Source organism: Emticicia sp. C21, assembly GCF_003418935.1.
In the GTDB taxonomy this organism is placed as follows: domain Bacteria; phylum Bacteroidota; class Bacteroidia; order Cytophagales; family Spirosomataceae; genus Emticicia.
In genome coordinates this window covers 644,455-658,938 of sequence record NZ_QVMT01000003.1, presented here as the reverse complement: position 1 = coordinate 658,938, position 14,484 = coordinate 644,455, and the positions used below count along the sequence as shown (strand labels likewise).

At 42.4% G+C, this 14,484-nt stretch carries 7 protein-coding genes and 1 tRNA gene; 3 read left to right on the top strand and 5 right to left on the bottom strand.

Annotation, left to right across the window (positions count from 1 at the left end; genetic code table 11):
* Window positions 1-190 precede the first annotated feature (190 nt).
* Window positions 191-526 carry a hypothetical protein gene (locus D0T08_RS10495; RefSeq protein ID WP_147322755.1) on the top strand — a complete coding sequence of 112 codons (336 nt, stop codon included), beginning with the start codon at window positions 191-193 and terminating at the stop codon, window positions 524-526.
* Window positions 527-972: 446 nt separating this feature from the next.
* On the opposite strand, the gene D0T08_RS10485 is transcribed toward D0T08_RS10495, so the two are convergent.
* Window positions 973-1,482: a hypothetical protein gene (locus tag D0T08_RS10485; protein WP_147322754.1), complete on the bottom strand. Its 510-nt coding sequence runs from the start codon at window positions 1,480-1,482 to the stop codon at window positions 973-975.
* A gap of 491 nt (window positions 1,483-1,973) precedes the next feature.
* Window positions 1,974-2,657, bottom strand: coding sequence for a hypothetical protein (locus D0T08_RS10480; protein WP_116982570.1), 684 nt, complete (start codon window positions 2,655-2,657; stop codon window positions 1,974-1,976).
* 167 nt (window positions 2,658-2,824) lie between these two features.
* Here D0T08_RS10480 and D0T08_RS10475 point away from each other — a divergent pair, with 167 nt between their 5' ends.
* Window positions 2,825-3,136, top strand: coding sequence for a hypothetical protein (locus D0T08_RS10475; protein WP_116982569.1), 312 nt, complete (start codon window positions 2,825-2,827; stop codon window positions 3,134-3,136).
* A 184-nt stretch (window positions 3,137-3,320) separates the two neighbouring features.
* Here D0T08_RS10475 and D0T08_RS10470 read toward each other — a convergent pair whose 3' ends face one another.
* Both D0T08_RS10470 and D0T08_RS10465 read right to left on the bottom strand, forming a co-directional pair.
* Window positions 3,321-4,853, bottom strand: coding sequence for a hypothetical protein (locus D0T08_RS10470; protein ID WP_116982568.1), 1,533 nt, complete (start codon window positions 4,851-4,853; stop codon window positions 3,321-3,323).
* Between the two features lie 476 nt (window positions 4,854-5,329).
* On the bottom strand, window positions 5,330-10,054 hold the full coding sequence (locus tag D0T08_RS10465; protein ID WP_116982567.1) for a 3-coathanger stack domain-containing protein: 4,725 nt from the start codon (window positions 10,052-10,054) through the stop codon (window positions 5,330-5,332).
* A 968-nt stretch (window positions 10,055-11,022) separates the two neighbouring features.
* Here D0T08_RS10465 and D0T08_RS10460 point away from each other — a divergent pair.
* The gene (locus D0T08_RS10460) at window positions 11,023-13,998 is read left to right on the top strand and encodes a BspA family leucine-rich repeat surface protein (protein ID WP_116982566.1); all 2,976 of its coding nucleotides are present in this window, start codon (window positions 11,023-11,025) and stop codon (window positions 13,996-13,998) included.
* A gap of 134 nt (window positions 13,999-14,132) precedes the next feature.
* On the opposite strand, the gene D0T08_RS10455 is transcribed toward D0T08_RS10460, so the two are convergent.
* Window positions 14,133-14,216, bottom strand: a tRNA-Leu gene (locus D0T08_RS10455).
* Between the last annotated feature and the right edge of the window lie 268 nt (window positions 14,217-14,484).

Sequence of the window (14,484 nt, the reverse complement as noted above, 5' to 3'; positions counted from 1 at the left end):
TCCCAAAGGCATGTAGGGGACTCTGAGGGCAAGGGGCTTAGCACTGCCTCACAACCCTCAGAGTCCCTTGGCTAAGCCGTGGCCTGCACACACAGGAGACTCTGAGGGGGCAAAAAGAGTCTCTTACGCTCGCATGAAGGTTTGAGGATATATAATGATACAAAGCAAGAACTATAGGATCAGACTAACTATGGAAAAAGATTTCATTATTATAAAAGCAAGTTGGGAAACTCATCGAGAAAGAAACTACGATTCTTTCGCTGAAAATCAATTAACGTATAGTTATTATAATTCCTTAATAACCTTCTTACAAGAACAGGGCTTAACGACTCGTAAAATTCTCTCTATTAACGAAAAAGCAAATGATAATACCTGTATTAAGAAATCAGATTTAAAAGAAGAGGGTTATTTACTTTTTAAGAAAAAATATATTGATAAATGGGTAGATTTGATTTTCGATGGAAAACGCCAACCAACTGATATTAAGTATTTGGAAAAATCTCTTGAAAAGATTAGAAATCAATAGGTTGATTTCTTTGCCTTACAGTCCCTTTGCTAGGCTTTAGCTTGCGCACACAGGAGATTGAGGAGACATTAAAAATGGCTAATAAAGCAACTGAATAATTTAACTCTTTTTCAGTTTAAAGCTCAGCAATAATTGAACACAAATTGCTATAATTCCAACAATCAGAATATCATAAATAAAGTTTTTTATGAAAAACCCAACCTCTGGACAGTCAATACATTTTCCATAAAATTGGCGATAAAAAACAAAAGGTAAACCTATTTCAACATAATTATCACTTCGCCCGTCGTGGTTGCCTAATGTGAAACATGCTAAAAGCCAGATAACAAAAACTACTATAGTAATTTTATATTTCATGAAATAATTAATTATTCTTTTAGCCTGGCTTGCTATACTCCTTGCCATCAGTGTCCCTTGCAGGAGATACAGATGGGACGAAATCTATCTTACAAAAATATAACAGGAATATAAACTCTACTAAACTTCTTAAAATACATAGAAAGTTGATTTTTCCGGATGGCTTTCAGCCATCCGAAGGACTGATGTTGGACGCCTTGTAGGTTATTATCCATTTGTATATTTGCACGTAACACAAATTTATTATCTCTAATCAAAATCAACTCGCTTTCTACCGTTGATACGTCTGATTTTTGGTAACTCAGATAAAAATTTCGCTGCATTTCCTTTAGAAGTTCTTTATCTGTAGTTTCAAATATTTTTCCATCAGGCATATCTATAGATAGGCCAGGCTTATCAGATTCAGCAATAACTAAATACATTTTCCAGTTACCTGTTTCGAAATTAAATCCTTCTAAAATATTTAGCGAATCGCCCTTATGCATCGGTTTAGTTTCAATCTGGTCATAACCTCTTTCTGGTAGTATGACAAGGGGATTGAAGCAAAAATATAATAATACACAGCTTAAAACTAGTAGAACCGATAGTTTTTTTATCATTTCAGTTTTCCTTTTTTTATGATAATTTGTCAATTGTCTGGCCCTTAAACAGCAATTTAATTTGCTTGAAAAAGAATATCAGCAAAAATGATACACTCACAATGACGTTGTATACTCCATTCATTAAATCAGTTTCAGAAGCGAAATAGGTATACATACAATACTCGACCACTAAAACAGCTATGATTATTATAATAAAATAAAACACATTCTTTAATCTGAATGAATAGTTTAGCGGTACAGCAAAAAGAAATATACTTACACCTGGTAAAAATAAAAATATCTATAAATAATAAAGTAAATCCATCATGTTTCTTATGCCTGGGTTTATAAAATAGAAATCGTTGCTCTTAAACATCATAAAACCATAGAATGCTATATACTTGACGAATATATAAAGCAAAATATTATTAATCGACGGTCTTAGCATGGCTTATTATAGTTTATAGAACATTGCAGATTTGTATTTTGAAATAGTATAATGGAACAGTCTATTTAGCATGATACAACTGAAAATCTTTTATTTTATAAGTTAATTCATTTCCACCCTCAAAAACAATATTGGCCCTATTCTCATAAAGAGAAGAATCTTTTATTTTAGATTTTGCGAATTTATTTGATAGCTTTTTAAAAAGTAATACTTTTTTATTGAGATCATAGAAATAAATAGCATCCATCATTTTAAAAATAAAACCATCATTAACAGTAGATAAATTTATTGCTGTTTCGAATTTATTTGTATCAATCTTTTTTGACTTCTCATTATTATTAAAACTACAGAGTATTAAATATCGATAACTACTAGACCCATGTCCTAAACCGATATAATCTGAATTTAGCCTAAATAACAACTTTGGCATCATTCCAGGATAAATCTGGCAAGTGAGGTAATAATCAAGGGTATCTATTACACCATTCATATTTATTTCAATCTCATAATGATCACTTTCAACAGGGATGTATTTAAGGTAATCACCATCTGCAAAAACAGTATCTCTGGCTTTAATACATTTGAAGAATTCCTCTTTTGTCAAAGGTATTGCTGCGGGCAAATGTATTTTCTCACCGCCATTCTTTTGTGACTTTGGTTTTTCTTTGCAATTGCACAAAAATAGTATTGTAAAAAATAGTAATATATGAGAAATGCTTATTGGCTCTGCCTCTAGTTTTTTCATCGTTTGAATTTAAATTTGTGTATTGTGTTTCCTTAGAGTCACGGGAATGCATTAAAATCCCGGATAAGCTATATTAATTATTATAAAAGTCTTTAAGTCTATCACAGAATTAACAACTAATCCGTAAACTTATTTCAGGACAAGATACATTTACAGTGAATAATATTATGGAAGATAAAGAGTTTTTTGAAATTTATATTAACGCTTTGGAGAAGGCTTTAAATAATGACGAGGTTAATTATGGATTTTCTGTTTATGCTCCTTATGATTATATTGATGATGATGCTCTTTTAAAAAGATTAGAAAAGTTTGAAAGTGATAATTATAATAGATTCAGCCATTTTTTTGATTTAATAGCTTTTTATTTTGATGCAAAGTCTCATTATTTTGATACTGTGGGAAAATATAGCGTTGAAGAATACAGGGAAAAAGTGATAAAAGAACTAAATACTATAAAAGAAAAGTTTCTTGTCAGTTGAACATGTTAAAGTCAGATTGCATCTGCGATGTTGGAATTATCTTCCCTTAGTATATGCCTAATGCACGTAGAGAAGTCTCCTAACGATGGTAGTAGTTACAAAGAAACCCTCTCTGAATCCTCAGAGTCCCTCTGCTTAGCTTTTGCTTACACATATAAGGGACTCTGAGAATACATTAAAGTCTTTAATTACAGTCTTCAGTGATTCGGGCAATAAAAACGTCTTCCTGTCCGGCTGAGGTTATTTTTGAGGAGAAAAAGTTTACGGTGCCTTTGAATTTACCTGTTGCGTATACATTGCGGCTGTTGTCAGTGGTTATTCCATAGCTATAACTGCTGTTGATGTCTGCCCCACCAATTTTCTGCACCCATTTGAAGTTTCCGTTAGCATCGCATTTGGCTATGAAAGTGGTGGTGGTAGAAACTGACACGGTGACGGGCGAAAATGTAGCTGTTCCGTTGAAATTTCCGACAATGAAGATTTCGCCTATGTTATTTACCGCCATTCCGTAGCTCACATCGTTGTCGGCACCACCTGCTTTTTTTGCCCATAGCAGATTGCCATTTGCATCGTATTTAGCAATAAAAACATCGCTTATATTGGTGGCTGTCAGATTTGTGCCGCTGAAATCTGCAGTGTTCTGAAAAGCACCCGTTATGAGGATATTATTTGAATTGTCGACGGTAATCTCATGCGGGGTGTCGAACTCAATTCCTCCGGCCTTTTTTGCCCAGAGAACAGCACCTGCCGGGCTGTATTTTACGATAAAGATATCGTCGAAACCTGATGAGGTCAGCGAGAAAGTATCAAAGGAGGCTGTTCCCTTAAAAGTGCCTGTGATGTAAATATTGCCATTGGAGTCGATAGATGTACCATTAGAAATATCCCAGTTTGTTCCACCACCCTGTTTAATCCATTCTACACTGCCATCGCTTTTGTATTTTGCCAGGAAGGTGTCGTAGCCGCCCTGTGAGGTTAGGCTGAAAGCATCAAAGGAGGCAGTGCCTGTTATATAGCCACTTACAAATATATTACCGTTGGCATCTACTTTGAAATTACCAATGCCGCCGTCGTCGGTGGCTCCTCCCCCGTTTTTAACCCAGATTAAGTCTCCGTTTGTATCGTATTTGGCCAGGAAAAAATCTGCGGCGCCGTTTGAAGTAACGCTTGAATTGCCAAAATAGGCTGTCTCGGCCATGAGCCCTGTGATGTAAATGTTGTTTGCGTTGTCGGTGGTAATGCCGGTGCTTAATTCAAACGAACTTCCACCTGCTTTTTTCAGCCAGATCAAGTCTCCGATCTTACTGTATTTGGCTATAAAAATGTCGGTGAAACCATTGGAAGTAATGGTGTTGGCGCCCTTGCCCATTGTACCCTGAAAGATGCCGGTAACGATAATTTCACCAACGCTATTGACGGCAATTTTTGTTCCTTTATCGCTATCTGTGCCACCGAGGCCTGAAATACCTGCTATCTGCGCTGAATTCTGAAAGGAACACGGCCAACAGATGCCATTGAAAATTCGGAGACAATTGGAGGTATTATCGTAAGCAGCCATGCCGGGCTGAGGGCTGGGGATGGCTAATATCTGTGTATAACTTAATGCTGGGAATTGTAAAGTTCCAGCTGAGCCGGCGGTAATAGTTGTTGCCTGGCTGAAAGAGGAAAAAGAGATAATTGATAGTAATAAAAAGCAGGTTACGGATATTCTTTTCATGTGAATGGATATTTGTTTTCAGGCATTGACGCGTATATGCATCAAAGGTTGGATACATGGGTTAATATTTTTTGGGGTTTGTTATTTTACGGTAAGGTATTATTTGGAGAGAATTATAGGGCTGGGAAAAAATTGCACAACCCGGTGAGTGGAAATGAGCTTATGAAATAGATGAGTCAAATAAGTTTTGATGGTTTGGCTTTGGATAATGTATGAAGAACAAAAGCCTTTTCAGACTTTCAGGAAAGGTTCTTGAGTGGAGAGATAAGTGTTTTTAATTAAAAACGTTGTGTTCCCTCAGAGTCTCCCAACAGCACGTTGGGAACTCCGATGGCTAGGGCCTTAGTAATAAATAGCAACTTCTCCTCAATCCTCACAGTCCCTTTGCTAAGCTTTGGCTTTCGCACACAGGAGACTCTGAGGGGGCAGAACTTTTATCCGGCATTAAAATTATCTGGTGGCTACTCCCCTATCTGTCAGGGACAACCTCCGGTTATGGCCTGAAAATAGGTGCCTGCTCCGGTAATAGCACTGAATCCCGGTTGCAGGGTTATTGATTGACCTGCTTTATAGGTTACTATTCCACCCGAAACCTGATTGGTGGCTGTGATTCTGACGGCTTCTTTCACCACCGTTCCACCTGTAATGGGTTCGCTCACTGTCAGAGAAGGCGGACAGGGGTTGGTTATACAAATCGAAAAGATACCCTGATCGGCTACCTTATCGCCTTTGCTATAGATTCGTACAAAATAAGTGTTACCGACTGTTAAGCCAGTTAAATTCACGGTTTCTATGCCGCCTTCTGCAGCAGCGTCGGCGCAGGCGATACTGGTGCCATTACAACTTCCTGTTCTTACATCTACAACTGCATCAAATGAATACGTAGAGCCGTCTACTGTTACCGTATGCGTGGCCGCTATGGCAGTGAATTTATACCAGACATCATCATCGGCGGTGCCTGTGCCATTACAACTGATGGCTGCCAGACTCTGTGTGGCACCCATGGTTATACCTATGGTTGGTGAGCAGGAAGTATTGGAAGTAAGGGAAATAGCGTCGGCGCAATTGTCGTTCATGAATGGATTCTGGACACAGATGGTAAATTCTCCCTGGTCGAATTCCATATCCCAATAAGAATAGACCCGTATATAGTAGGTATTGCCGACGGTTAAGCCCAATAAGTTCAGTGTTTTTGTTCCGTTGAAAGTGGTGGCATCAACACAAGCGATTGTTGCTCCGTTGCAGGAGCCCGACCTCACCTCTATGACCGGATCGAAACCAAAGTTGAAGGAAGATACCGTAACTAAATGGCGAGTGGTCAGTGCGGTAAATTTAAACCAGACATCGTCATCGGCATAGCCTGCAGGTCTGGTACAGCCAACACCGGGCAAACTCTGGGTAGCACCTATAGTTGTGCCTGCGGTTTGTGTACATAAAACACCGGAAGTAAGTGTAATGGCATTGGCGCACTCATCGTTAACCGGTGGATTAGTGACACAAATAGTAAAAGTTCCGCGGTCGGCAGAAGTGCTGCCAAAGCTGTATACACGTACGAAATACGTATTGCCGATAGTTAAACCTGTTAATTTCACGGTTTCCGTTCCGTCGTTTGTGGTGGCATCGGCACAGGCCAAAGTATTACCGTTACAGGTGCCTGTTCTGACGTCTACCACGGCATTAAAGCCTGCGTTGCCCACAACAGTTACCGTATGCGTAACACCAGAGGCCGTAAACTGATACCACACATCGTCATCTGCCGTACCTGTAGCTGCGTTACAGGTAATGGCGGCCAGGCTCTGGGTGGCATTTACCGTTGTACCCGAAGTAGGCGTGCAGTTAGTGCCAGAGGTGAGGGTAACGGCATTAGCGCACTCATTATTAGCCACAGAAATATGGGTAACACAAATGTTGAACGTGCCGCGGTCGGAGAGCGTACTGCCCCGGCTATATACCCGCACGAAGTAGGTAGTACCGATGGTTAAGCCCGTTAAGTTTACTGTTTCGGTTCCGCTTGTGGTAGCATCGGCGCAGGCGATAGTAGTACCGTTACAGATACCTGTTCTGACATCTATCACAGCATTAAAGCCTGCGTTGCCCACAACAGTTACCGTATGAGCCGTGTTGAAGGCGGTAAACTCATACCATACATCGTCGTCGGCCGTGCCTGTAGTTGCGCCACAGGTAATGGCGGCCAGACTCTGGCTGGCACTTGTTGTGGTGCCCTGAGTTGGGGTACAGGTAGCCCCGGAGGTGAGAGTAACGGCATCCCAGCAATTATCATTGACCGCCGGCGGATGTGTTACGCAAATGGTAAATGTTCCCCAACTTTCGGGTGTATCGCCACGGCTATAGACGCGTACGAAATAAGTAGTGCCGATGGTTAAGCCTGTTACCGCTACTGTTTCGGTACCACCACTCCCGGAAGCATCTGCACAGGCGATGTTTGCGCCGTTGCAGGTTCCTGTTCTGACATCGACCACCCCATCGAAACCTGCGCCGACTACTGTTACGGTCTGACTAGTACTTACGGCCGTAAATTTATACCAGACATCATCGTCAGCAGTACCCGTTGTACCATTGCAGGTAATAGCGGCCAGACTCTGGGTGGCATTTGAGGTTGTACCCGACGTAGTTGTACAGGTAAGACCGGAAGTAAGTGTAACCGCGTTGGCGCATTCGTCATTGACTGGAGGAGTGAGGACACAAATCGTAAATTCGCCCCGATTGGCGTAGCTAGCGGCAGATGCGCTGTAGACCCTTATGTAGTAGGTAGCCCCAATGGTTAAGCCAGCCAACCCTACACTTTCTCTATCGCCGGAACTAATACCGGCGGCACAGCCGATAGTGATGCCGTTGCAAGCGCCTGACCGCACATCTATGGCGGCATTAAAGCCTGCTATGCCCTCTACCGTCACCCTATGAGAAGTGGCTGTTGCCGTAAATTTATACCAGACATCGTCATCAGCGCTGCCTGTCTGTCCTGCGCAGGTAATGGCGGGCAGGCTTTCGGACGCATTTACAGTTGAACCTGTAGTTGGTGAGCAGGAAGTACCGGGAGTAAGTGCAATGGCGTTGGCACAGTCGTTATTGACTGGGGGATTTATCACACAAATCGAAAAGGTACCCTGAAAGGAGGCACCATCAACAAAGCTATAGACACGCACGTAGTAGGTAGCTCCAATGGTTAAGCCTGTCAGCATTGCCGTTTCAGTTGCGTCACCTGTGCCTCCGGCACAGCCAATACTTGTGCCATTGCAACTGCCCGAACGTGCATCAAAAGAGGGTAAAAACCCTGCTATACCAGTTACTGTTACTCTATGGGCAGTGGCTGTTGCCGTAAACTTATACCAAACATCGTCATCGGCACTGCCTGTTTTTCCGGCGCAGGTAATGGCGGGCAGACTCTGAGTAGCATGTACGGTTGTACCTGTCGTTGGCGCACAGGAATTACCGGGTGTAAGCGCAATAGCGTTAGCGCACTCATTATTAGCCGGAGGAATATGGATAAGACAGATGTTGAATGTTCCCTGGTCGGTTGAGTTACCCCCCCGACTATAAACCCGCACCAGATAGGTATTGCCAATGGTTAAGCCTGATAGATTGACGGTTTCGGTTCCACCGCCTGCACTTGCATCGGCGCAGGCTATACTGGTACCGGTACAGGCACCTGACCGTACATCGACTACGGCATTGAAGCCCGCAGCGCCAACTACTCTTACTATATAACTGGTGGCAGCGGCCGTGAATTTATACCAGACATCATCGTCGGCAGTACCTGCTTGTCCGGCACAGGTAATACCTGCCAGCGTCTGGGAAGCATTGATGGTTGTGCCTGCCACAGGAGCGCAGGAAGCATTTGAAGTAAGTGTAATGGCACTGCCACAATCATTGTTGGCTGGTATAGAATAGGTTATACAGATGGTAAAGGTTCCTACGTCATAGAAAGTCTTGCCCCGGCTAAAAACCCGTACGTAATAGGTACTCCCTATGGTAAGGCCTGATAGATTTACGGTTTCCTTTCCACCTTCAACCAGAGAGTCAGCACAGGCAATAGAGGTGCCGTTGCAGGCACCAGACCGCACATCTACTACCGCATCAAAGTTTGCCCCCACTACTGTTACAGTCTGATGAGCAGCTACGGCAGTAAATTTATACCAGACATCATCATCAGCTATGCCTGTTTGTCCGGTACAGGTAATGCCCGGTAAACTCTGGGTGGCACGTGCAGTAGAGCCAGTAGTCGGATTGCAGGTGGTGGATGGAGTAAGCGTAATGGCATTGGCACAATCGTCATTGGCGGGTGGGTTTTCGACACAAATCATAAAGGTTCCGCGGCTGGGGTCAATGGTATAAAGATCGTATACCCTTATATAGTAGGTAATACCAATGGTCAAGCCCGTTAAGGGTAATCTTTCGGTGCCGCCGTTTGGAACATCATCGGTACAACCGATAGTAACACCATTACAGGACCCGGAGCGGACATCGATTACGGCATCGAAGGGTGCGTTGCTCACAACCGTTATGGTCTGGCTGGTAGCTGCGGCAGTAAATTTAAACCAGACATCATCGTCGGCATTGCCCGTGGTTCCGTTGCAGGTAATAGCGGACAGACTTTGTGTAGCATTTACGGTTGTGCCAGAGGTTGGTGTGCAGGTGACGCCCGGCGTAAGGGTGATCGCATTGGCACATTCATCATTGACCGGAGGATTTATGACACATATTGTATAAGCTCCACGCTGAGCTCCGGGACCGCCGGGGTCATAGATTCGTATGTAATACACAGCACCGACTGTTAATCCTGTCAGGGGCAATCTTTCAGTTCCGTAAGCAGCGTATTCGTCACCACAGGCAATGGTAGCACCATTACAGCCTCCTGATCTTACCTCTATTACAGCGTTGAAAGAATTGCTTGTAATGGTTATGGTCTGGCTGGTAGCCGCGGCAGTAAATTTGAACCAGACATCATCATCTGCATTGCCAGTGGTTCCGTTGCAGGTAATACCGGGCAGACTCTGGGTGGCTCCGACAGTTGTGCCCGACGTTGCATTGCAGGTAGCGCCCGGTGTGAGGGTGATGGCACCTGCGCAATCATCATTTGCCGGTGCCTGAGCCTGTACGCCGGCTAGTGGGCATAAAAGCAGAACGGATAAAATAAAAAGCAAAGATGCAGAGGAAAGGTTGGATAGTAGTATTTTTTTCATTGTGTTGAGCGGTAAAGGATAATTTATTATGATAAAAAATGGTGCAGGCACTCATCAGCACCCGTATTCAATACGATAACAGTTTATTTTTTACAGCAGGCAGGAGTAATTGCTGGCATAGTTACTTGCCATTGGCATTGAATCAGGTGCATCCAATTTTGATTATCTTTCAATTACCGTTCTCTATTGTGCGAAGATTTTATTTCCGCTTCCTATTCTGAGACGGCATTCTGAGATAAATTGTCGGCATTCCGATGAGCATCGGTTATATCTGTCGAATACTTTTTAGTTTAATCACAGCAAAAAAAGTTGTATTAACTTTGTCTTTTTTATTCTTAAACAGACTCTAAATACTATGACTTATTTTAATGTCTTCAGATGATAGAAGAGATTGAGAATTGCTAAGTGAGAATTAAAGTTGTATAGGAATAAAAAAGTTGGTTTAAGGTGGAATGGGTTCATATAAGTATATATGGGTAACTATTCGCATACAAATAAAAATAAAAAACAGCTAAATAGCTAATAGCAATTGTTTAGGGGTTGTTAGGTTGCCCGGGGGTAAGAGAAAAGGGAGGAATATATGCAAAGTATCCGGAGAGTTTAATGAAAGATTTTCAGGTAATTTAGTCAAAGTTTTTTCTGATTGGTTTGCTGTGTGGGAAGATGTTTGTGAAGTGGCTGGTAAACTTTGTAAGAGTTGCGGAGCCTGTTTTAAAGGCTATGTTAAAAGGTAGTTTTAAAAACTGCTGTGTCACTGAGTAGTCAGAGCATCAGCGTATGCCCTTATTTTCAATCAAATATGGCAGATTTTGGATAAAAAAACCACTCAATAAATGGCGGTTGTTTAATCTATTTTTATTTAGCACATTTGCCTGATGTCCTGTCATGGATTAATAAAATATGGTAGGGTAAAATAAAATTTGTCAATTATTGAGTGCATCTAACCCATAAACGAAATACCACTTCTTATGAAATTTCTCTTTTATTATTTAGCATTGGTTATGCTAAGCCTTCATGCGTTTGCTATTTCTTCCACAAAAATACCCGGTAAGTTTTCTGATAAAATTCCTGATAAAAATGTAAGGGGAACAGCCCTTGTCACTACCCCGGAAACTGATAGGATTGTAGCAGTTGGCAGCATTTTCAGGCAAACACCTGCTACCGGCACCTTGCCTGATAGTGTAGCTGCTGAGGCAACAACGACTTCTGGATCTGGAACAACATCTATCGACGAGGCTGCTGGTAGTTCAGGCTCAAATCCGGCGGTGGCACAAAAGGTAATTGCCGCAGATGCCCCGTTCGTCACCCGCTGGAATCTGGCAACGGCAGGGTCGGGAGATACACAACTGAGTTTTGGCGTGGCTACCTCTGGGGTGGTGAATTATACCTGGACGACCGTTCCGGCAGGCACCAGTGGCTCCGGAACTTTTAGCGGAACAACTGCTACCCTTACAGGATTGCCCGCAGGCGCAACGATTGATGTGAGTATAAGTCCAGTTAATTTTCAAAGAATCAATATCGCCAATAAAGCAGATAAAAATCGGCTGGAAGACGTAAAGCAGTGGGGTACGGTGGCCTGGACTTCGATGGAGGGGGCATTTGTGGGGTGTACTAATTTAGCTATTTCAGCTACCGATATTCCTGATTTATCGGGCGTTACCAATATGTCGTTTATGTTTGCGAATTGTACTAATCTCAATGGTCCTACTAATATTGGCACATGGAATACTGCCGCAGTGACTAATATGAGTAATCTGTTTTATGGTGCCTTCGCATTTAATCAGAACATTGGTACATGGAACACTGCGGCAGTGACTAATATGAGTTATATGTTTCGTCAAGCCAGTGCTTTTAATCAGAATATTGGTGCATGGAATACAGCGGCAGTGACCAATATGAGTTATATGTTTTTTCTTGCCAGCGCTTTTAATCAGGATATAGGGGCATGGAATACCTCGGCAGTTACCGATATGAATAATCTGTTTTACAGTGCCAGCACTTTTAATCAGAATATCGGTTCATGGAACACGTCCGCAGTGACTAATATGAGTTATCTGTTTGGTAATGCCAGTGCTTTTAATCAGAATATTGGTTCATGGAACACTGCGACAGTGACTAATATGTCGGGCATGTTTGCCAGTGCCCGTGCTTTTAATCAGAACATTGGTTCGTGGAACACTTCGGCAGTGACTAATATGGCTAGCATGTTTAATAGTGCCAGTGCTTTTAATCAGAATATCGGTGTCTGGAATACAGCCGCTGTTACCCGTATGGATGGCATGTTTTTGGGTGCCAGTGCTTTTAATGAGAATATAAGTGACTGGAATACAGCGGCTGTTACCAATATGAGTAATATGTTTAACAGAGCCGGTACTTTTAATCAGAACATTGGTGGATGGAATACAGCCGCTGTTACCCGTATGGATGGCATGTTTTCAGACGCCAGTGCTTTTAATCAGAATATAGGTTCATGGAGCACTTCGGCAGTGACCAATATGGCTAGTATGTTTTATGGTGCCAGTACTTTTAATCAGGATATAAGTGCCTGGAATACAGCGGCTGTTACCAATATGAGTAATATGTTTTATGGTGCCAGTACTTTTAATCAGGATATAAGTGCCTGGAATACAGCGGCTGTTACCAATATGGCTAATATGTTTAATGGCGCCAGTGCTTTTAATCAGAATATAGGTTTATGGAAAACTTCGGCAGTGACCAATATGGCTACTATGTTTTATGGCGCCAGTACTTTTAATCAGGATATAAGTACCTGGAATACAGGGGCTGTTACCAGTATGAGTAATATGTTTAATGGCGCCAGTGCTTTTAATCAGGATATAGGTTTATGGAGCACTTCGGCAGTGACCAATATGGCTAATATGTTTTATGGCGCCAGTACTTTTAATCAGGATATAAGTTCATGGAACATTGGGGCAGTCACTAATATGAGTAATATGTTTAATGGTGCCAGTGCTTTCAACCAGAGTCTGTCAGCCTGGGGGGCGAAATTTAATCCGAATGTTAATCTGGCTGCTTTTCTTAACAACTGCGGCATGAATATCAGTAATTATGATGCTACTCTGACTGGTTTTAATGCAGGCACGCTGACAGGCAGAACAATGGGGGCAACAGGTCGTAAATATTGTGGTTCGACCACTGCCAGAGCTAATCTGGTTTTAGCCACAGGCAGTGGCGGAAAAGGCTGGACAATTACCGGTGATAGCTATGGAACCCCTGTCAATCCTACTGGCACTTTAAACCCAACCGTATGCGCCGGCTCAACTGCTTCGTTAACCGCTACGTGTACAGATGGAACAGTAAGCTGGTATAATGCCAGCAGTAGTTCGCTGCTTTCAACGGGCTCACCGTATGTTACACCCAATTTAACTACGGCTACTACTTATCAGGTTCGTTGTGAAATAACGGGTGGAGCAGGCTGTACCAGTGGTTTTGTAACAGTATCTGTAAGCATTGATCCGATTGCTCCCCCAACCAATGCAACGGTAGATAAAACGGTTATTTGTGCCAACACCACTATTGCCTTATCAGCTACTTGTGGCACAGGCACACCCATCTGGTACAACCAGCCGACAGGCGGTACCTCACTCGGTACAGGAAATATTGTGCAATCGCCCACTACAACCACTACTTACTATGCAGGCTGTACCAATGGCACCTGCGCATCAGGTAGCCGGACAGCTACGGCTCAGGTGGTAGTGACTTATATAGGTTCCAATCTAAACCTGACTGCTCCTATTTCGGGCTCAAGCATTCAGGCCGCATCTAATAGCATAACCGCCACAAATACCATCCTGACTGGTGCCCAGGTGCGGTATGTGGCTAGTAGTAGTATTTTATTATTACCGCAAGCGGGTGGTGGTTTTCAGGTTGAGAACGGGGCGGTATTTGAGGCGAGGATTATGCCGTTGGTGGGGTGTCAGTGATGGGATAAGGTGGTTTCCTGCAAGAATTAAGTGGCACTTTTAGTTACTACCCCCCTACTAAATTCCCAACCCCAACAAAACAAAAAACCGTAATCACTTAAAAAGTAATTACGGTCATTTATTTGTTTACTGTGTACCCAGAGCCGGAGTCGAACCGGCATGCCCGTGAAGGCATTGGTGTTTGAGACCAACGCGTCTACCGATTCCGCCATCTGGGCATTTGCTTCGGTATTATTTCGAATTGGGACTGCAAAGGTAAGGCTTTGGGTTTACAATTCAAAATTACTTTTTAAAAAATTTAGTGATTTAGTGAATGAGTGATTTAGTGATTAGTTTTTATTGAGTGAATGAGCGATTGAGTGAATTATTGAATTTTATTATTTACCACAATGTACACTAAGGCACCATGTTACACAATTATTCTATTTAAATTCGCTAAATGTAATTTATAATCACTCATTCACTCAATCACTCATTCACTAAATT

Coding starts and splice junctions, on each gene's coding strand:
- D0T08_RS10470 (WP_116982568.1), bottom strand. CDS start 4,853: ATGAAAAGAATATCCGTAACCTGCTTTTTATTACTATCAATTATCTCT.
- D0T08_RS10485 (WP_147322754.1), bottom strand. CDS start 1,482: ATGATAAAAAAACTATCGGTTCTACTAGTTTTAAGCTGTGTATTATTA.
- D0T08_RS10460 (WP_116982566.1), top strand. CDS start 11,023: ATGAAATTTCTCTTTTATTATTTAGCATTGGTTATGCTAAGCCTTCAT.
- D0T08_RS10495 (WP_147322755.1), top strand. CDS start 191: ATGGAAAAAGATTTCATTATTATAAAAGCAAGTTGGGAAACTCATCGA.
- D0T08_RS10465 (WP_116982567.1), bottom strand. CDS start 10,054: ATGAAAAAAATACTACTATCCAACCTTTCCTCTGCATCTTTGCTTTTT.
- D0T08_RS10480 (WP_116982570.1), bottom strand. CDS start 2,657: ATGAAAAAACTAGAGGCAGAGCCAATAAGCATTTCTCATATATTACTA.
- D0T08_RS10475 (WP_116982569.1), top strand. CDS start 2,825: ATGGAAGATAAAGAGTTTTTTGAAATTTATATTAACGCTTTGGAGAAG.